General features: G+C 61.7%; 22 protein-coding genes. 12 read left to right on the top strand and 10 right to left on the bottom strand.

Annotated elements, in window-relative coordinates:
* Positions 1-138: 138 nt before the first annotated feature.
* Positions 139-858, top strand: a complete 720-nt coding sequence (locus AC2FMY_RS19700; RefSeq protein ID WP_496807935.1) for a response regulator — start codon at positions 139-141, stop codon at positions 856-858.
* Between the two features lies 1 nt (position 859).
* Positions 860-991: a hypothetical protein gene (locus AC2FMY_RS19695; protein WP_480749479.1), complete on the top strand. Its 132-nt coding sequence runs from the start codon at positions 860-862 to the stop codon at positions 989-991.
* A 96-nt stretch (positions 992-1,087) separates the two neighbouring features.
* Here AC2FMY_RS19695 and aspS read toward each other — a convergent pair whose 3' ends face one another.
* A complete protein-coding gene (aspS, locus tag AC2FMY_RS19690; RefSeq protein WP_496807934.1) occupies positions 1,088-2,869 on the bottom strand; it encodes an aspartate--tRNA ligase in 1,782 nt (593 codons plus the stop codon).
* Between the two features lie 229 nt (positions 2,870-3,098).
* On the opposite strand from aspS, the gene AC2FMY_RS19685 reads away from it, so the two are divergent.
* Entirely contained in the window at positions 3,099-4,301 is a 1,203-nt protein-coding gene (locus AC2FMY_RS19685; RefSeq protein ID WP_496743795.1) for a class I SAM-dependent methyltransferase, read from the top strand.
* Here the strand turns inward: AC2FMY_RS19685 and AC2FMY_RS19680 are convergent, their stop codons facing one another.
* Positions 4,302-4,949 carry an aminotransferase class IV family protein gene (locus AC2FMY_RS19680; RefSeq protein ID WP_496743788.1) on the bottom strand — a complete coding sequence of 216 codons (648 nt, stop codon included), beginning with the start codon at positions 4,947-4,949 and terminating at the stop codon, positions 4,302-4,304. It lies immediately after the preceding gene.
* Positions 4,904-6,031: an aminodeoxychorismate synthase component I gene (locus tag AC2FMY_RS19675; protein WP_496743786.1), complete on the bottom strand. Its 1,128-nt coding sequence runs from the start codon at positions 6,029-6,031 to the stop codon at positions 4,904-4,906. The genes AC2FMY_RS19680 and AC2FMY_RS19675 overlap by 46 nt, the downstream gene beginning before the upstream one ends.
* A gap of 179 nt (positions 6,032-6,210) precedes the next feature.
* Here AC2FMY_RS19675 and carB point away from each other — a divergent pair, with 179 nt between their 5' ends.
* The 3 genes from carB (at position 6,211) to AC2FMY_RS19660 (ending at position 11,993) form a co-directional block, all read left to right on the top strand.
* The gene (carB, locus tag AC2FMY_RS19670; RefSeq protein WP_480749483.1) at positions 6,211-9,555 is read left to right on the top strand and encodes a carbamoyl-phosphate synthase large subunit; all 3,345 of its coding nucleotides are present in this window, start codon (positions 6,211-6,213) and stop codon (positions 9,553-9,555) included.
* 492 nt (positions 9,556-10,047) lie between these two features.
* Positions 10,048-11,172: a beta-ketoacyl-ACP synthase III gene (locus AC2FMY_RS19665; protein ID WP_496743784.1), complete on the top strand. Its 1,125-nt coding sequence runs from the start codon at positions 10,048-10,050 to the stop codon at positions 11,170-11,172.
* Positions 11,173-11,288: 116 nt separating this feature from the next.
* Positions 11,289-11,993 (top strand): hypothetical protein, encoded by a 705-nt coding sequence (locus tag AC2FMY_RS19660; RefSeq protein ID WP_496807933.1) that lies wholly within the window; start codon positions 11,289-11,291, stop codon positions 11,991-11,993.
* Between the two features lie 128 nt (positions 11,994-12,121).
* Here AC2FMY_RS19660 and AC2FMY_RS19655 read toward each other — a convergent pair whose 3' ends face one another.
* Positions 12,122-12,580, bottom strand: a complete 459-nt coding sequence (locus AC2FMY_RS19655) for a hypothetical protein (RefSeq protein WP_480749496.1) — start codon at positions 12,578-12,580, stop codon at positions 12,122-12,124.
* Between the two features lie 378 nt (positions 12,581-12,958).
* On the opposite strand from AC2FMY_RS19655, the gene AC2FMY_RS19650 reads away from it, so the two are divergent.
* Positions 12,959-13,549: a thymidine kinase gene (locus tag AC2FMY_RS19650; RefSeq protein WP_480749497.1), complete on the top strand. Its 591-nt coding sequence runs from the start codon at positions 12,959-12,961 to the stop codon at positions 13,547-13,549.
* Positions 13,550-13,647: 98 nt separating this feature from the next.
* On the opposite strand, the gene AC2FMY_RS19645 is transcribed toward AC2FMY_RS19650, so the two are convergent.
* From AC2FMY_RS19645 to AC2FMY_RS19625, 5 genes are all read right to left on the bottom strand, one after another.
* Entirely contained in the window at positions 13,648-14,601 is a 954-nt protein-coding gene (locus AC2FMY_RS19645; RefSeq protein ID WP_496807932.1) for a 2-hydroxyacid dehydrogenase, read from the bottom strand.
* The gene (locus AC2FMY_RS19640) at positions 14,601-14,939 is read right to left on the bottom strand and encodes a tRNA-binding protein (RefSeq protein ID WP_496743768.1); all 339 of its coding nucleotides are present in this window, start codon (positions 14,937-14,939) and stop codon (positions 14,601-14,603) included. The genes AC2FMY_RS19645 and AC2FMY_RS19640 overlap by 1 nt, the downstream gene beginning before the upstream one ends.
* Positions 14,932-15,747: a pyrroline-5-carboxylate reductase gene (gene proC / locus AC2FMY_RS19635; RefSeq protein WP_496807931.1), complete on the bottom strand. Its 816-nt coding sequence runs from the start codon at positions 15,745-15,747 to the stop codon at positions 14,932-14,934. The genes AC2FMY_RS19640 and proC overlap by 8 nt, the downstream gene beginning before the upstream one ends.
* Positions 15,748-15,786: 39 nt before the next feature.
* Positions 15,787-16,287, bottom strand: a complete 501-nt coding sequence (locus AC2FMY_RS19630) for a type III secretion system chaperone family protein (protein ID WP_496743764.1) — start codon at positions 16,285-16,287, stop codon at positions 15,787-15,789.
* Positions 16,288-16,599: 312 nt separating this feature from the next.
* A complete protein-coding gene (locus AC2FMY_RS19625) occupies positions 16,600-16,848 on the bottom strand; it encodes an accessory factor UbiK family protein (protein WP_480749502.1) in 249 nt (82 codons plus the stop codon).
* Between the two features lie 97 nt (positions 16,849-16,945).
* Between AC2FMY_RS19625 and lgt the strand changes: the two genes are divergently transcribed.
* The 4 genes from lgt (at position 16,946) to AC2FMY_RS19605 (ending at position 21,156) form a co-directional block, all read left to right on the top strand.
* Complete coding sequence (gene lgt, locus AC2FMY_RS19620; protein WP_496807930.1) at positions 16,946-17,833, top strand: prolipoprotein diacylglyceryl transferase; 888 nt, start codon at positions 16,946-16,948, stop codon at positions 17,831-17,833.
* On the top strand, positions 17,830-18,897 hold the full coding sequence (locus tag AC2FMY_RS19615) for a class I SAM-dependent methyltransferase (RefSeq protein WP_496807929.1): 1,068 nt from the start codon (positions 17,830-17,832) through the stop codon (positions 18,895-18,897). Before lgt ends, AC2FMY_RS19615 begins: the two co-directional genes overlap by 4 nt.
* A complete protein-coding gene (gene pgeF, locus AC2FMY_RS19610) occupies positions 18,894-19,649 on the top strand; it encodes a peptidoglycan editing factor PgeF (protein WP_480749505.1) in 756 nt (251 codons plus the stop codon). The genes AC2FMY_RS19615 and pgeF overlap by 4 nt, the downstream gene beginning before the upstream one ends.
* A gap of 727 nt (positions 19,650-20,376) precedes the next feature.
* On the top strand, positions 20,377-21,156 hold the full coding sequence (locus AC2FMY_RS19605) for a Hint domain-containing protein (RefSeq protein ID WP_480749506.1): 780 nt from the start codon (positions 20,377-20,379) through the stop codon (positions 21,154-21,156).
* Positions 21,157-21,252: 96 nt separating this feature from the next.
* On the opposite strand, the gene AC2FMY_RS19600 is transcribed toward AC2FMY_RS19605, so the two are convergent.
* Positions 21,253-21,753, bottom strand: coding sequence for an Lrp/AsnC family transcriptional regulator (locus AC2FMY_RS19600; RefSeq protein ID WP_496743759.1), 501 nt, complete (start codon positions 21,751-21,753; stop codon positions 21,253-21,255).
* A 223-nt stretch (positions 21,754-21,976) separates the two neighbouring features.
* On the opposite strand from AC2FMY_RS19600, the gene trxB reads away from it, so the two are divergent.
* Complete coding sequence (trxB, locus tag AC2FMY_RS19595) at positions 21,977-22,918, top strand: thioredoxin-disulfide reductase (RefSeq protein WP_480749507.1); 942 nt, start codon at positions 21,977-21,979, stop codon at positions 22,916-22,918.
* The last annotated feature ends 129 nt before the right edge of the window (positions 22,919-23,047 follow it).

Below are 23,047 nucleotides of genomic sequence, written 5' to 3'. Positions count from 1 at the left end.
CTTGTCCTCCTCGATCCATCGGGTTGTGGCGGTTATGGGGGCTGCGGCGACCTAGGGCAAGTGCGCCAAAGCGCCCATTAACCCTGTGTTAGCCGCCTTTGCCTAGCGTCGGGACGTCTGTTTGAAAGGAGCCTCGCCATGGATGATTCGGATCCCTTTGCCGTCCCGCACCTGACCGTCGGTAACAGACGGCCGCTTTTGGGGTTGACGGTTCTGGTGGTCGAGGACAGCCGATACACGAGTGAGGCGTTGCGACTGATGTGCCTGCGCAGCGGCGCCCGCATCCGACGTGCGGATTGCCTGACATCGGCGCGCCGCCACCTGCAGGTCTATCGCCCCTCAGTCCTGATCGTCGATATCGGCCTGCCCGACGGTTCGGGCTTGAACCTGATCGAGGAGATGGCGCAAACCACCCCGCGCGTCGCAGTGATTCTAGGCATATCCGGAGACGATTTTGCCGAAGGCCTGGCGATTGCCGCTGGGGCGGACGGGTTTCTGAGCAAGCCTCTGACCTCGCTGGCGGCGTTTCAGACAAGAATCCTGTCACACTTGCCCGAAGATCGCCGCCCGGCTGGGCTGCAGGTAATTCAGGATGAGGTGATCTGCCCTGACCTGATGGCATATCGGGACGACATGGCCCATATCGCGGACATACTGGCAGATGCCAGCGACACCAAGGCGCTCGACTATGCTGCGCAATTTGTCAGCGGGGTCGCCCGCGCCGCGGACGATCTGCCGCTGGCCCGTGCCGCGCAGGATGTAGCGCGGGCGCGCTCGCGCGGGCGGCCCTATGCCACTTGCGCCGCGCAGCTTGCCGGGATGGTGCAGACCCGGCTGGAACGACGCGAGGCAATCTGAGGTGGCAGCAAGCAGTCTGGTTCTGTTTGGCGCAGTCTATCTGGTGCTCTACCGGCATGTACGGGCAGCAGCACAAGACATCCGGCGCAATCGTCAGCGCGGCGAGGTAGAAGAAAGCGGGATATTTCCCTAGCACACCAAGCAACGGCGCCAAAGGCAGACCGATGCCCTGTGTGGTATTGCGTCCCTCAAAGTAAGACGCCGCCCTTTTGAGGCGGCGTTTCGGGTGTCAATCCTGCGGGATAACGCGCAGGCCCAGCTCCATCAACTGATCCGACGTCGGATCCGAAGGGGCCGACATCATCAGGTCTTCGGCGCGTTGGTTCATCGGGAACATGATGACCTCGCGGATGTTCACTGTATCGGCCAACAGCATCACGATACGGTCGATACCTGCTGCGCAGCCGCCATGCGGGGGGGCGCCGTACTGGAAGGCGTTGACCATGCCGCCGAACCGCTTGCGCACCTCGTCCTCGCCGTATCCGGCAATCTCGAAGGCCTTGAACATGATCTCGGGCTTGTGGTTCCGGATCGCGCCCGACAGGATTTCGTATCCGTTGCAGGACAGGTCGTACTGATAGCCCAGCACCTTGAGCGGATCGCCCATCAGCGCGTCCATACCCCCCTGCGGCATCGAGAAGGGGTTGTGCTCGAAATCGATCTTGCCGGTTTCCTCGTCCTGCTCGTAGATCGGGAAATCGACGATCCAGGCGAATGCAAAGCGGTTTTTCTCGGTCAGGCCAAGTTCCTCGCCGATGACATCACGCGCCTTGCCAGCGACCTTTTCAAAGGCTTTTGGCTTGCCGCCCAGGAAGAACGCCGCGTCGCCGACGCCCAGACCCAGTTGCTGGCGGATCGCCTCAGTGCGCTCGGGGCCGATATTCTTGGCCAGCGGGCCTGCGGCCTCCATGCCCTCCCCCTGATCGCGCCAGAAGATATACCCCATCCCCGGCAGCCCTTCTTTCTGGGCAAAGGCATTCATGCGGTCGCAGAACTTGCGGCTGCCACCAGTGGGCGCGGGAATGGCTCGAATTTCGGTGCCGTCCTGCTCCAGCAACTTGGCGAAGATGGCAAAACCCGAGCCACGGAAATGCTCGGAACAGTCCTGCATCTTGATCGGGTTACGCAGGTCTGGCTTGTCGGTGCCGTACCACAGCGCGGCATCGCGATAGGAAATCTGCGGCCAGTCCCGCCACGCATCCACCTTGCGGCCCTCGCTGAATTCTTCGAACACACCGGCCAGTACAGGCGCGATGGTATCAAACACGTCCTGCTGCTCGACAAAGGACATCTCGAGGTCGAGCTGATAGAAATCGGTGGGCGAGCGGTCGGCGCGCGGATCTTCGTCGCGAAAACAGGGCGCGATCTGGAAATAGCGGTCAAATCCTGACACCATGATCAGCTGCTTGAACTGCTGCGGTGCTTGCGGCAACGCATAGAACTTGCCGGGATGCAGACGCGAGGGAACCAGAAAGTCGCGTGCGCCCTCGGGGCTTGACGCGGTGATGATCGGGGTCTGGTATTCGCGGAAATCCCTATCCCACATGCTGCGGCGCATCGAGGCGACCACGTCGGACCGCAGCGTCATGTTGCGCTGCATCGCCTCGCGGCGCAGGTCCAGATAGCGATAGCGCAGGCGGGTTTCCTCGGGATATTCCTGATCGCCGAACACCATCAGCGGCAGTTCCGACGCCGCACCCAGCACTTCCAATTCGCGCACGTACACCTCGATCTCGCCAGTGGGTAGCTTCGGGTTCACCAAATCCGCATCGCGCGCCTTGACGGTGCCGTCGATACGGATGCACCACTCGGACCGAACCTTTTCCAGTTCGGCAAAGGCGGCGCTGTCGCCGTCGCACAGAACCTGCGTTACGCCGAAATGGTCGCGCAGGTCTATGAACAAAACGCCCCCGTGGTCGCGCACGCGGTGAACCCAGCCCGACAGGCGGACGGTGTCACCGACATTGGCGGCAGTCAGTTCGGCGCAGGTGTGGCTGCGATAGGCGTGCATCGGTCATATCCCTTCGGGCGGAGAATTCGTCGCGCCGATACACCGCGATAGGCCCGGGAAGTCAAGGGTCGCGCGCCATCGTGACCGGGAAGTCACCCAAAAGAGGTGGAAATCACGAAATTGGTGCATATTTCCAATGCTGTGATATGGATTTCTTGTCTTCTGTTTCAGAACGCTCACCCATCGAGCGGGGAAGAGTAGGATGATGTGGCAAAGAATTTTAGATCGTGTGTTGAACAGGTTCGTCACTCAGGGCGCATTGCGGGTGACGTTTCCAGACGGGTCCAGCGAGGTCTATGGTGACGGAACGCACCCGTGCCCCCATTTCCGGATCCATGCCCCGGACCTGATGCGGCGATTGTGCCAGAACCCCGAGCTTGGCTTTGGCGAAGGGGTGATGGAGGGCACGCTGACCACCGAAGACAGCAGTCTGGACGATGTATTGAGGGTTGCGATTCGCAATTTGTCGGCGGGCAATCTTCCGAGATTCTATCATTGGCTCGAACGGGCAAAGTTTTTGCTGCGACCGATCCTGCAACGCAATACGCTGCGTCTGGCGCGACGCAACGTGGCGCATCACTACGACCTGTCCGACGATTTCTACCGGCTGATGCTGGACCCGGACATGCAGTACAGCTGCGCCTATTTCGACACGCCGGACCTGACGCTGGATCAGGCTCAGGCCGCGAAAAAGGCGCATATCGCGCGCAAGCTGTGCCTTGAACCCGGTCACCGGGTTCTTGACATCGGGTGCGGCTGGGGCGGGCTGGCATTGACCTTGGCCCGGGACCATGGCGCCCATGTCACCGGCCTGACCCTGTCGCAAAACCAGCATGACGCTGCCAGGGCGCGCGCGGTCGAGGCCGGGATGCAGGACCATATCGATATCCGCCTGATGGACTATCGCGAGTTGACCGGACAGTTCGACCGGATCGTTTCGGTCGGCATGCTGGAGCATGTGGGCGTGCCCCACTATGACACCTATTTCGGCAAGGTCGCCGATTTGCTGAAACCTGACGGTGTGGCGTTGATCCATACCATCGGGCGCAATGGACCGCCGACCAACCAGTCGCCGTGGCTGAACAAGTACATCTTCCCCGGCGGATATGTACCGTCCCTGTCGGAACTGGTGGTGCCGATTGGTCGGGCAGGCCTGTGGAACCTGGATATCGAAAGCCTGCGCCTGCACTACGCCAAAACGCTGCGCTGCTGGAGGGACCGGTTCGAAGCCAATATCGATCAGGTCCGCGCGATGTATGACGAGCGGTTCGTCCGCATGTGGCGCTTTTACCTGACCATCTGTATCCTGGTTTTCGAAGAGCGGGACCAGACCGTGTTCCAGTTCCAGCTTGGCCATCGGCGCGATGCGGTGCCTCTCACCCGTGACTACCTCTACCCTGGCCGCGATCGGCTGCGGGACGCCGCCGAGTGATCAGGAGGTTGCCATTTCCACCCTGATCAACCCTCGCAGGGAATTGCCAGCAAGAATACTCTGAGCTTCTCTTAAGTCGTTCAAAGTTAGTATAGCTTCGGACACCTCTCGTTTTACAAGCAGTTCTTCACGCAGAATTCCCGGCAAAAGACCAGCGGAAAGCGCCGGAGTCAGCATTTTGCCATCAGCCATGATCGCGAAGATATTGGTGATGGTACCTTCGCAGACTTCCCCACGTTCGTTGAGAAAGATCATCTCATCGATCCCGTCGCGCAGATTTGCGCGAACCTCATCGTAAAGCGCGCGCCGGGTGGTCTTGTGCCGCAGCCAAAAATTCCCGGAGTCCAGCCGCTCTGGGGCGACCGCCACGCGCCAGACAGATGGGGTTTCGGTCAGGGCACCGGTGGTCAGGCCAAACTGACCGTCTGCCTCCAAAGTCAGACGGCAGCGCAGCGGATCGTCGCCCGCCACCGCCTGCAACCGCAGTTCTGCTGCCGAGCGGTCAAATGGAATGTTCAAGGCCTGCGCCGACCGCGCCATTCGCGCAAAGTGACGATCAAGGCGTGCGAACCCTTCACCGGAGCGATAACCCAATGTTTCGATCAGGCGGAAATCAGGCTCAGTTGGCGGGCAAAGCGCGCTTTCCATAACGCCTCCTCGTATTCCGATGCTGCGGTACTGTCCCAGACGACGCCGCCACCAACGTTCAGCGTGGCCCGGTTCCCCTCGGCCATCAGCGTGCGGATCGCCACGTTGAATTCGGACCGGCCGTCAGGTGCGGCCCAGCCGATGGTGCCGCAATAGATGTCGCGCGGCCAGGGTTCCAGATCGCTCAGAATTTCCATCGCGCGGATCTTTGGCGCGCCGGTGATCGAACCGCAGGGGAAGAGAGCCTTCAGTATGTCAGACAAACGGGCATCGGCGCGCAACTGCGCCCGCACAAGCGATACCATCTGATGCACGGTGGCATAGGTTTCGACCCTGAACAGTTCGGGCACCTTGACTGTCCCCGGCACCGCCACCCGGCTGATATCGTTGCGCAAGAGGTCCACGATCATCAGGTTCTCGGCCCGGTTCTTTTCGTCGCTGATCAAAAAGTTGCGGCGGCGGGCGTCCTCGGCCGGATCGGCGCTGCGCGGCTGGGTGCCTTTCATGGGGCGGGTTTCAATCATTCCGCGAGCATCAGTGCGAAAGAACAGCTCGGGCGAACGCGACAGCAGGTCGGGCAATCCCTCCTGCCGGACAAACGTGCCATGTCCCACGGGCTGGAGATGCGCCAATGCCGCATATAGCGCGACAGCAGGCCCTTCGAGGTCAAGATCGACCGGAAAAGTCAGGTTCGCCTGATAGATGTCACCTGCGCCGATGGCGTCGTGAACCGCGCGGAACGCATCCCCGTACCGATCTTCGTTCCAGCGCGGCGCAAACCGGGTGATCCCCCCTGCCCCTGTGGTTACAGAGCATTGGCCGGGCGCACCATAGACACCAAAGCAGATCAGCGGCAGCCGCCGGCCAACCGGCATGCGCGCGGCGAGCCGCGGCTCCAGTGTGTAGCCCAGCTCATAACTGGCATATCCCGCCAGCCACGCCCCCTGCGCCCGGGCGGCATCAACAGCGGCGAGGGCTGCAGGCACATCGGCGGGTTCGTCGGCGCGGATCACGCGCGACGGGCGGTCGAAACACGTTCCCGGACCGGCCGGACCCTGATCGAAACGAATATGCAAGTGCATCCCCATTTGCCGTGGGCTGCGATATAGAGGTTTCGGGGACAGGCGAAAGGGGGGAAAGCGGCAAATGCGCATCAGATTCCGATCCCCCTTGCACCTTTTCGCGCGGTCCCTATAACCCACGACAATTTGGGCGCTTGGTGGGCGCCTGCCGACTCGCGAAAAACCGAAGGAACCTGGCCATGCCGAAGAGAACCGACATCCAGTCGATCATGATCATCGGGGCGGGCCCCATCGTCATTGGGCAAGCCTGCGAGTTCGACTACTCCGGGGCACAGGCCTGCAAGGCGCTGCGCGAGGAAGGGTACCGGGTCATCCTGGTGAACTCGAACCCGGCCACGATCATGACCGATCCGGAACTGGCCGACGCCACCTATATCGAACCGATCACGCCCGAAGTCGTCGCCAAGATAATCGAAAAGGAACGCCCCGACGCGCTGTTGCCCACGATGGGCGGGCAGACGGGTCTCAACACCTCACTGGCGCTGGAAGAGATGGGCGTGCTGAAAAAGTTCGGCGTCGAGATGATTGGCGCCAAGCGAGAGGCCATCGAGATGGCCGAAGACCGCAAGCTGTTCCGCGAGGCGATGGACCGGCTGGGGCTGGAAAATCCCCGCGCCACCATCGTCACCGCGCCGAAGAAACCCAACGGCACAGCCGACCTGGATGCTGGCGTTCAGATGGCACTGGACGAGTTGGAAGACATCGGCCTTCCCGCCATCATCCGCCCGGCCTTTACCCTGGGCGGAACCGGCGGCGGCGTCGCCTATAACCGTGAGGATTACATACATTATTGCCGCTCGGGCATGGATGCCTCGCCGGTCAACCAGATCCTCGTCGACGAAAGCCTGCTGGGCTGGAAGGAATACGAGATGGAGGTGGTGCGCGACACCGCCGACAACGCCATCATCGTCTGTTCCATCGAAAACGTCGATCCAATGGGCGTGCACACCGGTGACTCGATCACCGTGGCCCCTGCCCTGACGCTGACCGACAAGGAATACCAGATCATGCGCAACGGCTCGATCGCCGTGCTGCGCGAGATCGGTGTGGAAACCGGCGGATCGAACGTACAATGGGCGATCAACCCCGAAGACGGCCGGATGGTCGTGATCGAGATGAACCCGCGCGTGTCTCGCTCTTCGGCATTGGCGTCCAAGGCCACGGGTTTCCCGATTGCCAAGATCGCCGCCAAGCTGGCCGTCGGATACACGCTCGATGAGTTGGACAACGACATCACCAAGGTCACGCCCGCCAGCTTCGAGCCGACCATCGATTATGTCGTCACCAAAATTCCGAAATTCGCCTTCGAGAAATTCCCCGGTGCGGAACCGTTCCTGACCACGGCCATGAAGTCGGTGGGCGAAGCGATGTCCATTGGACGGACGATCCACGAATCGCTGCAAAAGGCGCTGGCCTCGATGGAATCGGGCCTGACCGGGTTCGACGAAGTTTCCATTCCCGGTCTGAGTGTGGGCCCTTGGGAGGAAGTGACCGACAAGGCCGCCGTTATCAAGGCCATCAGCCAACAGACCCCCGACCGGATGCGCACCATTGCGCAGGCGATGCGGCACGGGCTTTCGGATGACGAGATTCAGGCGGTGACCAAGTTCGATCCCTGGTTCCTGGCCCGCATTCGCGAGATCGTGGACGCCGAACGCGAGGTGCGCGAGGCAGGACTGCCCGCCGACGAGGCCGGGTTGCGCGCGCTCAAGATGCTGGGCTTCACCGATGCCCGCCTCGGCAAGTTGACCGGCAAGAAAGAAGCCGAAGTCCGCAAGGCCCGCAAGGAGGTCGGGGTCACCGCTGTGTTCAAGCGCATCGACACCTGCGCCGCCGAGTTCGAAGCGCAGACGCCCTATATGTATTCGACCTACGAGGCCCCGATGATGGGCGAGGTCGAATGCGAGGCACGCCCGTCGGACCGCAAGAAGGTGGTCATTCTGGGTGGCGGCCCGAACCGGATCGGTCAGGGGATCGAGTTCGACTATTGCTGCTGTCACGCCTGCTATGCGCTGACCGATGCGGGCTATGAAACCATCATGGTCAACTGCAACCCCGAGACGGTGTCCACCGACTATGATACCTCGGACCGTCTGTATTTCGAGCCGCTGACATTTGAACACGTGATGGAAATCCTGACGAAGGAACAGGAAAACGGCACGCTGCACGGTGTCATCGTCCAGTTCGGTGGCCAGACCCCGTTGAAACTGGCCAACGCGCTGGAGGCCGAGGGCATTCCGATCCTGGGCACCACCCCGGACGCCATCGACCTGGCCGAAGACCGCGAGCGGTTTCAGGACCTGGTTAACAAGCTGAGCCTGAAACAGCCCAAGAACGGCATTGCCTCAACCGACGAGCGGGCTATTGAAATTGCAGATGAAATCGGCTTTCCGCTGGTAATTCGCCCCTCCTATGTACTGGGCGGTCGCGCGATGGAGATCGTTCGCGACATGGACCACCTGAAACGCTACATCGCCGAGGCGGTGGTGGTCTCGGGCGACAGCCCGGTGCTGCTCGACAGCTATCTCAGCGGCGCCGTCGAACTGGATGTGGATGCGCTCTGCGATGGCGAGGCGGTGCATGTCGCCGGCATCATGCAGCATATCGAAGAGGCGGGCGTTCATTCGGGCGACAGCGCCTGCTCGCTGCCCCCCTATTCGCTCTCGCCCGAGATCATCGAGCAGATCAAGGAGCAGACCAACAAGCTGGCGCGTGCGCTGAATGTCGTCGGCCTGATGAACGTACAGTTCGCAATCAAGGATGATGAAATCTATCTGATCGAGGTGAACCCCCGCGCCTCGCGCACCGTGCCCTTCGTCGCCAAGGCCACCGACAGCGCCATCGCCTCGATCGCCGCGCGGGTGATGGCGGGAGAGCCGCTGTCGAACTTCCCGATGCGCCCGCCCTACAAGGAGGGGCAGGACACCAAGATCGCCGATCAGATGACTCTGGCCGACCCGAACATGCCCTGGTTCTCGGTGAAAGAGGCCGTGCTGCCCTTTGCCCGATTCCCCGGTGTCGATACCATTCTGGGTCCGGAAATGCGCTCGACCGGAGAGGTGATGGGCTGGGATCGCTCATTCCCGCGCGCCTTCCTCAAGGCGCAGATGGGGGCGGGCATGGTGCTGCCGTCCTCGGGTCGTGCGTTTATCTCGATCAAGGATGCCGACAAGGGAGCGGCGATGCTGGAAGCGGCGAAAGTGTTGGTAGAACAAGGCTTTACACTGGTTGCCACGCGCGGAACGCAAAGCTGGCTGGACGGCCACGGGGTACCTTGCGACGTTGTCAACAAGGTCTATGAGGGCCGCCCCGACGTGGTCGACATGCTCAAGGACGGGCAGGTTCAGCTGTTGATGAACACCACCGAGGGCGCGCAGGCGGTCGAGGACAGCAAGTCCATCCGCTCGATCGCGCTGTATGACAAGATCCCCTATTTCACCACCGCCGCCGCCAGCAATGCCGCGGCGCTGGCGATCAAGGCGCAGGCCGAGGGGGATGTCGAGGTGCGCAGCCTGCAAGGCTGATACTTGCCGGCTCCTGTCTCTCCCGTTGACCTTTGGCTGGCGGGGGACAATGCTGTTTTCAACGAGCAGTACAAGGAAAATCAGCCATGCGTACCATTGTGGTCTTCGCCTCCCTTCTGGCGCTTGCGGCCTGTGACGTGCCGTTTGTTCCCCTGATCTGAGCCGCGTAAACCGGGAGGGGGAAACTTGTGTCGGGCCGCGGTCAAGGCGCCCGGGCTTCAGCGATGTACAGATGAAGTGCGCGATTTGTACGCGATTTCACCCCCCACTTGTCCGAATTGTACCATTCCGCGACACCGATCCGGATTGGCGGCGGAGCTGCCGCCGCCATCGAAAACTGCCGGGTGGCGGGCTGGCGCCTGCCGTTACCGAAACATTTCAGAGATGAAGCAATTTTTCACTGATCCGGGGGGATTCCCTTGGGTCACTTCCCCTTGATCAGCGCGTGAGGCGGCTTCATTTTGAGCCAATCCAAAACATTCAGGATCCGCCATGTACACGCCCGCCATTACCGGAACCGGTGTCTATACGCCCCAGAACGTGATCACCAACGCCGAGCTTGTCGAAGCCTTCAACGCCTATGCCGATCGGCAGAACGCCGGAAATGCCGCGGCCATCGCTGCCGGGCGGGTGGAGCCGATGCAGCATTCGTCGGAGGAGTTCATCGTCAAGGCGTCGGGAATCGAGAACCGGTACGTGATGGACAAGGCCGGCGTTCTGAACCCCGAAATCATGCACCCCACCCTGCGACAGCGCAGCGATGACGAACCGGGGATCATGACCGAGATGGCGGTGGATGCCTGCCGCAAGGCGCTGGCGCAGGCGGGGCGCAGCGCCGAGGATGTGGATCTGGTGATCTGTGCGGCGTCGAACCACGAACGCGCCTATCCGGCGATTGCGATCGAGATACAGAACGCGCTGGGGATCAAGGGGTTCGGGTTCGACATGAACGTGGCCTGCTCGTCGGCGACCTTTGGCATTCAGGCGGCGGCGGACATGGTGCGCTCGGGCTCGGTGCGGGCGGCGCTGGTGGTCAACCCCGAGATTTGCTCGGGCCACCTGGAATGGCGCGACCGGGATTGTCATTTCATCTTTGGCGATGTGGCCACCGCGACCCTGATCGAACGCGAAGACGAGGCCAGCGGGCCGCATTTCGAGATCCTGTCCACCCGCTGCGCCACCGAGTTTTCCAACAACATCCGCAACAACAACGGCTTTCTGCGCCGCTCGCGCCCCGACGGCGTCGCGGACCGGCGCGACATGCAGTTCATGCAGAACGGGCGCAAAGTGTTCAAGGAAGTGCTGCCGCTGGTCAGCCAGCATATCGCCGATCACATGGCCGCCGAGGGCATCGCGAACACCGACCTGAAACGGCTGTGGCTGCATCAGGCCAACAAGACGATGAACGATTTCATCGGCAAGAAAGTGTTGGGACGCGAACCGGAACCGGGCGAACAGCCCAATATCCTGCAGGACTATGCCAACACCTCGTCCGCCGGGTCGATCATCGCCTTTTCCAAGTATTCGGACGACTTGCAGGAAGGCGATATCGGCCTGATCTGTTCGTTCGGTGCAGGGTATTCGGTGGGATCGGTGATCGTCAGACGGCACGGGTGACGGGTTGGGTGTTGGAGCCGGTCTGGGGGTGTCGGCTTTGAGCCCACATTGACCGATGTTGCACGATCAACCAAGGTCGGCTTAGCAATTTATTAAGTAAAGAATTGGGCAAACAAATGGTCGATGAACTCTCAGAGAAGGAACTGTTTCTTCTTCAAGCTGTTGCCCTGTGGCTACGTGGCGAGATGATATCGCATCTCAGAGACGTTTCTCCTGCATCTGACCTTTTGCACGATCTGGCACAAAGCAATTATGAGATAAGTTGCAGCGCATTAGGGCGAGTAGGTGTGCTTGCATCTGAAGGCGACTATTGGCGCGTAAGACAGCCAGAAAACGATCAACTTACCTTGACTGGTCAATACAAGCGTAGCGATCTAGACCACCTTCTCGATGGGCTGGCCTGCCATTCTCATTACGTTGACGATCTAAGGCTGCACCATGAGGAGGTTACCCCAACAACACACGCCTTGAAGAACGTTTGCCGAGCTATGTCTGAATGCGGATACATGGAATTCATGTCAGAAAACCTGTTTGGATGGAATGACGATTTTGGTCCTTGGCTAGTGCGTCACGATGCATGGGATTTGGGTGAATTTGAGGCCGCACCGCCAGAAGAGGTGAACATCGCACTTACAACCATTCCTGACGAAGCGAAGGAGCGGCTGTCTGGCTCTCTTTGCCGCCATAAACCCGACTTTGTTAGATGCTTCTTCGCACAATGGATCGACGGCAAGTGGAGAGAGGGGGAATGGCGATACGCGCCAAGCGATGATTGGGACCTTAATCTCGCTTCTGGCCTCTATGCTCGATTGCACGGCTAGTGAATGCGGACCTTGGCGCATCTGCAGCGAAAGCCCGCTTTGTCCGCACAGCCGTCACCTATCGGCAGGCGCGATGGAAACGGGGCGGCCCCGACAGTCGGCTGCAAAAGCGACAAACCGGCCCGCTATCAGGTGCTTTCCTCTTCGAGGTGCAGTTTCATGTCGATCAGCACCTGTTGCAGTTGCACGGTTTCGCGCAGCAGGCGTTTGGCCTCGTTCACGGTGATGATGCCGTCTTCCATCGCTTCCTGGTATTCGCTCATCAGCATGGCAAAGCGCTGGCTGAGCGCGATCACGTCGGAATTCACGCCGCCGGTTCTGGGCTCGTCCGAGTTGCGGCCGTTGTAGGACAGGGTGATGTTCTTGAGGTCCGCCAGCGCCGAGGTCACGTGCGGATAGCTGGATTTGGCCTCAAGCTTGGCGACCGCATCCACCGGCATGAAGCGGTCGGAATGTTCGGCATTGTCGGAATAGTACCGGCCCAGCGTCGCCTTGGATTTGCCGGTGATCTCGCAGGCTGCCTCGATCCCGACATCCTTGACCAGCGCCTCGGTGTGTTTCTTCAGATAGGCGCAGATATCTGCCATTTTCGCCTCATCGAATAACTGCCTCTGCCGACCCTTTTTTGTTTCCGGGGGAAAGGGTCAGGAAATTTCCCATTTCAGAGTATTAATTCAAATGTCATACCTTGGCTATCCCTCAGACAAACGAGGGATTTTGTGAGTGAGTGGCGGCAGTTCCTGCTGGTAGTGAGTGTTGGCGGGGCAAAATTGATCGCCCCGCTCCTTTCCGGTCAGATGATGGCCAATGACGTCGTCGTTGCGGTTATGGGTTGACCATCCCCGAACGAGCGTTGGCTCAGGCCCCGTTGCCGTGGCGGCGGCGTCGTGTAACGTTGTATCATCGCATAACTCTTTGGCCCACAGCGCCTTGCCCCCTTTGCGCGGGCGGTCTAGACCCGGCGCATGGCCAAGCTCTACTTCAACTATTCGACCATGAATGCCGGCAAGTCGACGGTCCTGCTGCAGGCGTCGCACAACTATCGTGAGCGCGGCATGCAGACCTATCTGATGACGGCGGCGGTCGACGGGCGCGCGGGCGCCGGGCGAATCGCGTCGCGAATCGGGATCTGCGAGGAGGCCGACACCTTTGGCCCGGGCGACGATGTGTTTGCGATGATCGAGGCGCGGCTGGCACAGGGCGAGGTGGCCTGTGTTTTTGTCGACGAGGCGCAGTTTCTGACCGAGGATCAGGTCTGGCAACTGGCCCGCGCGGTGGATGATCTGGATGTGCCGGTGCTGGCCTACGGGCTGCGGGTCGATTTCCAGGGCAGGCTGTTTCCCGGCTCGGCGACGCTGCTGGCGCTGGCCGACGAAATGCGCGAGGTGCGCACGATCTGCAAATGCGGGCGCAAGGCGACAATGGTGATCCGGCAGGATGCAAATGGCCGCGCCATCACCGAAGGCGCGCAGGTGCAGATTGGCGGCAACGAGAGCTATGTCTCGCTCTGCCGCAGGCACTGGCGCGAGGCGGTCGGCGATCTGCCCTCGGCCTGATCACGGATCAGACCGCAGCCTGCCCGTGGCAGGCTGCCCGGCCCAACCGGCGGTGGCGCATCCCTGATGCGCCTGCGGCGGGCGGGAGCGCATGTGGTTCAGTTCACCGCGTTGGGCAGATCGTGGCCTGCGACGAAGGCGGCGACATTGTCGAGCGCCATGTGGCCCATGTTGCTGCGCACCTCTTCGGTTGCGGTGCCGAGATGCGGCAGCAGGGTGACGTTGTCCATCGCGCGCAGTGCTTCGGGGACCGTTGGTTCGAACTCGTAAACATCCAGCCCGGCGCCAGCGATCTCGCCGGTTTGCAGGGCCGCGATCAGGGCGGATTCGTCCACCACTTCGCCACGGGCGATGTTGACGAGCAGGCCGGTGGGTTTCATCGCCTTCAGGATTGCGGCATCGATCAGGTGCCGGGTCTCGGCACCGCCGGGGACCGCGACGATCAGGAAATCGACCGAGGCCGCCAATGTGGGCAGATCGGCGGCGGCATCAGCCGGGAAATCGAGCTGTTTCGGGCTGCGGGCCACATAGGCCACCTGCATGCCGAAACCGAAGTGGCAGCGCCGGGCGATGGCCTGTCCGATGCGGCCCATGCCGACGATGCCGACGCGCTTGCCGGTGACGTGATGGCCCAGCATCTGGGTCGGGTGCCAGCCCTGCCACTGACCCGAGCGCACCAGCCGCTCGCCCTCGCCCGCGCGGCGCGCGGTGGACAGCAGCAACGTCATGGCAATGTCGGCGGTGGCGTCGGTAACGGCGCCCGGCGTGTTGGTCACGGCAATCCCCGCTGCCTTTGCCGCCTGCGTGTCGATGTGGTTGTAGCCGACGCCGAAATTGGCCAGCAGCCTGCAGCGGGGTTGCGGCACCGAGGCAAAGACCCCGGCCGAGAACAGATCGCCCAGCGTGGGCACCACCACGTCGAAATCGGTCAGGGCGCGGCGCATCTCGTCACCGGAGAGCGGCGTATTGCCGTCGCGAATCTCGGCACCGAATTCGGCGCGCGCCCGCGCCTCGACCGCTGGCGTCATCGGGCGGGCGATCCAGAGTTTCATCAGTGCATCCTTCCGCCCAGCGGCACCTTGCCGTCGGGGCCGATCAGAACGATTTCGCCGCTTTCGTCCGGCAGGCCCAGCACCAGAACCTGGGACATGAACTTGCCGATCTGGCGTGGGGGAAAGTTGACCACCGCCATCACCTGCTTGCCGACCAGAGTGGCCGGATCGTAATGCGCGGTGATCTGGGCCGAGGTCTTGCGTTCACCGATCTCGTCACCGAAATCGATCCACATCTTGATCGCAGGTTTGCGGGCTTCGGGGAAGGGTTCGGCACGGATGATTTCGCCCACGCGCACATCCACTTTCAGAAAGTCGTCAAACGATATTTCACTCACGCGAGAGCTCCCTGGATCGGTTGGTTGCGGCCTTGACCGCGCGGTGCAGCAGGTCGGGGAACCCGGTTTCCTGGTGCATCAGCACCTCGAGCGCGGCCTGTGTGGTGCCGTTGGGCGAGGTCACGTTGATGCGCAGCTGTGCGGGGTCTTCGTCGGCTGCCATGGCCAGCGCCCCGGCGCCGGCGACGGTGGATTTGGCCAGTTTCATCGCAAGCTCGTGCGGCAGGCCATGCGCCTCGCCCGCTTTGGCCAGCGTTTCGATCAGGTGAAACACATAGGCCGGGCCGGACCCGCTGACACCGGTAACGGCATCCATCTGCGATTCGTCGTCAAGGCGAACGGTCTGGCCCACCGCCGACAACAGGCTTTCGGCCTGGTCCATATCGGCCTCGGAGGCGTGTGCATTGCCGATCAGCGCGGTGATGCCCTGACGGATGGCGGCCGGGGTGTTGGGCATGGCGCGGATGATGGGCGTCGCCGTGCCCAGAACTTTTTCGAATGTGGCGATGGAGGTTCCGGCGGCGACCGAGACGAACAGGGTGCGCCCGCCGCCCAGCGCCTTGATCGCAGGCAGCGCTTCGCCCATCATCTGCGGCTTGACCGCCACCAGCACCACGGCGGGCGCTTCGGGCAGCGGGGCGTTGATGTTGACGCCCTGCGCCTTGAGCCAGTCGGACGGATACGGATCGATCACCCAGACCGACGCGGCCGGAAGCCCGTGTTCCAGCCACCCGGCCAGCATCGCCGACCCCATCTTGCCGCATCCCAGAAGCACCAGCCCCTGTTCGGCAACACGTTCCATGTCCATGAAAAGCCCCTCCCCCGTGTTAAGGTTCGGGGCGCAGGTTTACGCGCGACCGTAGGCCTCTGCAATGGCGACTTGCATCGCATCGGCAGAGCTGCGGTTGCCCCAGGTCACCAGCTGGATCGCCGGGTAATAGCGCTCGGCGCTCAGCACGGCGGCGGTGATCATGGTGTCGATCTGTTCGGGGCTGGCCGTCTGGCCGCCCGCAAGAACCAGACCATAGCGATAGACCATCAGCTTTTGCCCGCCCCAATAGGTAAAGGCGCCGGCCCAGCATTGATCGTTCATTGCGTTGAGCAATTCGTAGAGCTGCGGAATGCGCTCTTCCGGCGGCTCCATCTCGAACGAGCACACCATGCGCAGCGTCTCGTCAAAACCGGACCAGGCCAGGGTGATCGAATAAGTGCGCCACTGGCCTTCGACCGCCATGGCGATCTGATCGTCCCCGATGCGGTCGAAATCCCATTCGTGATGTTCGGCCAGATGTTCGACGATGTCGATCGGATGGATGTCTTCTTCCAGATACTGCTCGGAAAGGGCCATGTTACACCTCACTGATCTCTAGCGGTTTGGGGCTGGCAGCGCCCCAGCGCTAGTTGCCTGCTCTACAAACCGGGCGTCAGCCTTGGGTCTGTACAAGATATGGTGCGATGTGGTTGCTTTCCTGACAACCCCCATTTTTGGGGATAACAGCAATAAGTTGTGGACAGACGGCAACGGCGATCAAAATATCGACGTTTGATGCAGCTTTTTCTTGCATTAAGCAAGCGGAACGGCAGAATACACCTCACCGCGCAGCCCCGGCGGGTTGCTCGGAATGGTTGTTTATTCCCGAAATTTCGGCGTCAGCGGCGATCAGTCGCCCTGTTTGGCCTCGAGCGCGGCGATGCGCTTTTGCAGCGCGGCGTTTTCTTCGCGCGCCTTCTGGGCCATCGCGCGCACCGCATCGAATTCCTCGCGGGTCACAAAGTCGCGGTCGGCGAGCCAACGGTCCATCATCGATTTCATCGCGGTCTCGGCCTCTTCCCGCGCGCCCTGGGCCACGCCCATGGCGTTGGTCATCAGTTGGGAAATGTCGTCAAGAATCTTGTTGCGGGTCTGCATGTCTTTACTCCCGTGTCGCGGTTGTCCTCTATATGGGTCACAAGCGCGGCAGGCTCAAGGTTGACTTGCCCCTCAAACCACGGGCAATGAGACGCACATGCAGGCAGTGATCCCCTTTCCCGACCTTTCGCCCGAACTGTTCTCGATCTCGATCTTCGGGATGGAGTTCGCGCTGCGCTGGTATGCGCTGGCCTATATCGCGGGTATTCTGATCGCGTGGCGCATGGCGCTGACGGCATTGCGCCGTCCCGCCCTGTGGCCGGATCAGGCGCCACTGATGAGCGCACGGCAGCTGGAGGACCTGCTGACCTGGATCATTCTGGGCGTCATTCTGGGCGGACGGCTGGGATTCGTCCTGTTCTATCAGCCGGGATATTACCTGCAGAACCCGGCCGACATCCTGAAAGTCTGGCAAGGCGGCATGGCGTTTCATGGCGGCATGCTGGGCGTGATCGTCGCCGCGTTTCTGTTTGCCCGAAAACACCGGATCCCGACCCTGCCGCTGGCCGATCTGGTCGCCCACACGGTGCCGCCCGGATTGCTGTTGGGGCGGCTGGCGAATTTCGTCAATGCCGAATTGTGGGGGCGGCCAAGCGATGTACCCTGGGCGGTGATCTTTCCCGGTGAGATGGCGCAGTATTGCCCGGAGGTCGAAGGGGTTTGCGCGCGCCACCCCTCGCAGCTTTACGAAGCGGGGCTGGAAGGGCTGCTGCTGGGCGCGTTGTTGCTGTGGCTGGTCTACCGGCGTGGCGGGTTCCGGCAACCGGGCCTGATTCTGGGCGTGTTTCTGGCGGGCTATGGCCTGTCGCGCTTTGTCGTCGAGTTCTTTCGGCAACCGGATGCGCAATTCGTCTCGGACGGCAATCCGCTGGGGCTGGCGTGGCAGGTCGGCGGCTATGGCCTGACAATGGGACAGGTGCTGTCGCTGCCGATGATCGCCGTTGGCCTGTGGTTCGTCTGGCGGGCCAGGCGGGCGCGGGCATGAGCCTGCGCGACATACTGATCGGGCGCATCCGGCAGGATGGGCCGATGACGGTCGCGGATTACATGGCCGAATGCCTTTTGCACCCCATGCACGGCTATTACTCTACCCGCGACCCGCTTGGCGCAGAGGGCGATTTCACCACCGCGCCCGAGATCAGCCAGATGTTCGGCGAACTGGTGGGGCTGGCGCTGGCGCAAAGCTGGCTGGATCAGGGGAGCCCCGCCCCCTTCACGCTGGCCGAGCTTGGCCCCGGACGCGGGACGTTGATGGCCGATATCCTGCGCACGACGCGCGGCGTTCCCGGCTTTCACGAGGCGGCCCGCGTGGTTCTGGTGGAAGCGTCCCGAGCGCTGCGACAGGTTCAGGCCGACACCCTGACCAAGGCCAGCCCGCGCTGGCTGGACAAGGTCGAAGACCTGCCGGATGCACCGTTGTTTCTGGTCGCCAACGAGTTCTTTGACGCCCTGCCGGTGCGGCAGTTCCTCCGCGACGGCGCCGGCTGGCGCGAGCGGCTGGTTGGCGAAAGGGACGGCAGGCTGGCCTTTGGTCTGGGCGCGCAGGCGCAACAGGCCGCGCTGGATTACCGGCTGGGTGACACGCGCGAGGGCGATCTGGTCGAGCTGTGCCCTGCCGCCGCGCCGGTTATTGCCGCCGTTGCCGGGCGCATAGCGCGCCATGGCGGCGCGGCGTTGGTAATCGATTATGGCGACTGGCGGTCGCTGGGAGATACGTTTCAGGCCCTGCGCGCGCATGACCGCGCCGATCCGCTGGCCGATCCGGGACAGGCGGATCTGACCGCGCATGTGGATTTCGAGGTGCTGGCGGAGGCCGCCCGCGCCACGGGTTGCGCGCATAGCCGGTTGACCACCCAAGGCGTGTTTCTGGAACGCCTCGGCATCACCGCCCGCGCACAGGCCTTGGCGCAGGGAAAGGCAGAAAATGACCTGAATGCGCTGATTGCCGCGCATCGCAGGTTGACGCACCCCGAGGAAATGGGAAACCTGTTCAAGACAATGGCGCTTTATCCTGCGTCATCCTCACCACCACCCGGATTGGACCCATGACGCTGGAAATACTGACGTCAGACCTTTTGACCCCGGCACACCACGGTTTCTTCAGCCGCCGCGGCGGGGCGTCTTCGGGCATATTCTCGGGGCTGAACTGCGGTGTCGGATCAACGGACCTGAACGACGCCGTGGCCCTGAACCGCACCCGCGTGGCGGACGCCATGAAGGTGACGGCCACCGATCTGGTCGGTGTGTATCAGGTGCATTCCGCCGATGTGGTGATCGTGACAGAGCCGCTGGACGAACGGCCCAAGGCCGATGCGCTGGTGACGGCGGTGCCCGGGCTGGCGCTGACCATCCTGACCGCCGATTGCCAGCCCGTGCTGTTTGCCGATCACAAGGCCGGTGTCATCGGGGCCGCCCATGCCGGATGGCGCGGCGCGTTGGGCGGAGTGCTGGAGGCCACGCTGGATGCGATGGAATCGCTGGGTGCGCGGCGCGAAAACACGGTTGCGGCAATCGGTCCCACGATCTCGCAGAACGCCTATGAGGTAGGGCCGGAGTTCCTGGACGATTTCCTGATGGAGGACATGGACAACACCCGGTTCTTTGCCAACGGCAATGGCGACCGGATGCTGTTCGACCTGCCCGCCTATGGGCTGCACCGGCTGCGGCAGGCCGGAATCGGGGCCGCGGAATGGACCCGGCATTGCACCTATTCCGACCCTGACCGGTTTTATTCCTATCGCCGGGCCACACATGCGGGCGAAGTCGACTATGGCCGGTTGATATCGGCGATACGACTTTGAGGCTTTGCGGCCAAATTAAGGCAAAACCGCCACGATCCCGCCCAAAAATTTGTATCTAATTTCCTGTGAATCAGCTGTGGAAATGCACCTGACCTCAACCGGTTAAGTGCGTTGCACGCACAGTCGAAATCTGGCGCAGACAGGAAAGGAGTCCGCAAGACGCGCAAATTTGTCCTCTTTTTTTCCCGGATCGGCCCTAAGGGCGCCGCAAAACCATTTCATTTTGGAATTATCCAAGCTGGACGGGTGCAAAGCCCGCTGAAGGAAGGGGAAGAATGAAAACCGGTTCACGCTTTATCAGGTCGGTGATCGCAACTGCCAGGGATCACGTGCTGCCAATGCCCTGGAAGCTGAAATCGGGTCGTTCAGACAACATCACTCGAATGTGAGTGAGTGTGAGATATCTCCGGAAGGCCAAGCTGCCGGCCTTTTGGATCGTCCGTATCGGCAAGCGCCCTGGGCCGATGTGGATCTGAACCGCAACTGTGCGCGGTGTTCCGGGGCGTGTGAGTGTGGTGGGCTTTTTTGCCTGCTTGTTATGAGTTCTGTTTTGGGGGGTCATCGTTTTGACCAAAGTTGAGCATCAAATCGCTCGCTTTTTAGGCCATTGCCGCTGCATCGAGCGCGGTTATTGCGACCGTTTCAGGACATTAAACCTGTATGCCAATTCAAGGCCGTCTGAGGGGGCTGCCCAAAATATGGCAGGAATGAAGGGGACGGAATACGAATGTCTATTCCATATTCGTTAACGCGAGCGGCGCGCAATGCTGTTGAAACATCTGCGCTGCTGCAGGACCCGGCTGCGCTGCGCGGTCAGAACCGGCCGCAACTCAGGCGTTACGAGGTCTGCGCCAAGGCCGCCAACGGTGACATCATCCAGAAACGCCATATCGCACCGGCCCTGCCGCTGTTCGAGGATGCGTTCTGCGCCTTTTCGCGCGGATCGCTGATCGAGACCGATCAGGGGCCGATGGCCATCGAGGACCTGCTGCCCGGAGATCACGTCGCCACTCAGGACGGCTCGCAGGAAGTCTTGTGGAAAGGCTCCATCACCTTGCTGCCGGGGCGTCCCGACGCGCGGGGGCGGACCCATCCGTTGACCCGGTTCATGGCCGACACGTTCGGCATCCAGAAACCGATGTCGGGGGTCATTGCCGGGCCGGCGGCGCGCATTCTGGCCACGCCCGCGCATCTGCGCCACCTGTCCAGCGGGTCCCCGATGCTGACGCCGGTGCAGGAATTCGTGGACGGCATGAGCGTGGTGGAAACCATTCCGCCCACCCCGGTCGAGCTGTTTCACATCTGCCTGAAGAAACACGCGGTGATCAATGTCGACGGCATCCAGTTCGAGACCTATCACCCCGGCATCAATGCCGTACGCATTCTGGGTCAGACATTGCGTGAGCTGTACCTGAGCCTGTTCGAGCACATTCACACGCTCAGCGATTTCGGCCCCCTGGCATTTCCGCGTGCCGGTGACGGCGAAATCGACGCGATCACGGCCTGAGGGGAAACGCCATGCATCTGCTTCTCAGCTGGGTTTTCTCACTGACCATCGCGGCGTTTCTGCCGTCTTCGACCTCGCCTTCGGGCGCGGTCGCGATCAGGCGCTTCGGTTCAGGCGTTCTTCCAGGACGTCAAACGGAACGCCGGGTTCGTCCTTTGCGCCTCGAATGACAAGCGACGTCTTGACGCTGGCCACGTTTGGCGTGGTCAGCAACTCTCCGGTCAGGAATTGCTGAAAGCTGCTGAGATCGGGTGAGACGCATTTCAGGATGAAATCCACCTCGCCGTTCAGCATGTGGCATTCCCGGACCAGCGGCCAGTTGCGGCAGCGTTCCTCGAAGGCGCGCAGTTCGACCTCGGCCTGGCTGTCCAGACCGACCATGGCAAAGACCTGAACCTCGAACCCCAGTTCACGGGCGTTGACATCGGCGTGATAGCCCCGGATATACCCGGCCTCTTCCAGGGTGCGCACCCGGCGCAGGCAGGGCGGAGCGGATATTCCCACACGTTTTGCGAGTTCGACATTGGTCATGCGACCGTCCGCCTGCAATTCGGAAAGAATCTTGCGGTCAATTTCGTCCAGCCGTGTAGCGACCATAAAATGCTCCTGGGTTTTTCGGTTCTTATAGCAGCGCCCCGGTTGGGCGCAATATTATTTCGCACCCGCGCAACATTCTTTAATCTCAAAGACATATTTGGCCTCGGCTGAGGGCGCTGCGGGAACAGGGGCGGATCATCTTGGGGCTTTAAGAGCGTGGCCTGCGCCGCTATATCCCTCGTTCGAGACCATCAGGTTCATTCGGGCAGAAAACGGGGGCACCATGACCGAGACACGTCACACCAAGGTTCTGATCATCGGGTCGGGGCCTGCGGGCTATACCGCCGGCGTTTATGCAAGCCGGGCCATGCTGGAACCCATACTGGTGCAGGGCATCGAGCCCGGCGGCCAGCTGACCACGACAACCGAGGTCGAGAACTATCCCGGCTTCACCGAAGTTCAGGGCCCCGATCTGATGATCAAGATGCAAGAGCATGCCGCTGCGATGGGATGTGAGGTCATCGGCGACATCATCACCGATCTGGACCTGTCCAAACGGCCGTTTACCGCCAAGGGCGACAGCGGCACCACCTATACCGCTGACGCGGTCATTCTGGCCACCGGCGCGCGTGCGAAATGGCTGGGCCTGCCGTCCGAGGACAAGTTCAAGGGCTTTGGCGTGTCGGCCTGCGCAACTTGTGACGGCTTTTTCTATCGCGGGCAGGAAATCGTGGTGATCGGGGGCGGCAACACCGCCGTCGAAGAGGCGCTGTTCCTGACCAATTTCGCCAGCAAGGTGACCCTGATCCACCGCCGCGACGAGCTGCGGGCGGAAAAGATCCTGCAGGACCGGCTGCTGAAGAACGAAAAGATCGTGCCGCTGTGGTTCCACACGCTGGAAGAGGTGATCGGCACCGATGCGCCGCTGGGCGTCGAAGGCGTTCGGGTCCGGAACGTCAAGACCGACGAGATCACCGAAATCCCCTGCAAGGGCGTGTTCGTGGCGATCGGCCATGCGCCCGCAAACGAGCTGGTCAAGGACACGCTGGAGACCCATATGGGCGGCTATGTCGTGACCAAACCGGGCAGCACCGAAACCTCGATCCCCGGCGTTTTTGCAGCGGGCGATCTGACCGACCATGTCTATCGTCAGGCGGTGACAAGCGCCGGTATGGGCTGCATGGCGGCACTGGATGCCGAACGGTTCCTGGCCGAACAGGACTGAACGGATGCCGGAATTCTCCGGCCCGGTCCGGAGAATTCTGCTGCGGTCGTGCAGGGCATGATTCATTGCCCTCCCTCGCAACCTGGCCTTGACCACGCCAGCTTGGTGGGCCCGTCCCCGGCGGTGCCC

This window comes from Ruegeria sp. YKSE079 (assembly GCF_059612845.1).
This window is presented reverse-complemented; position numbering and strand designations above follow the sequence as displayed.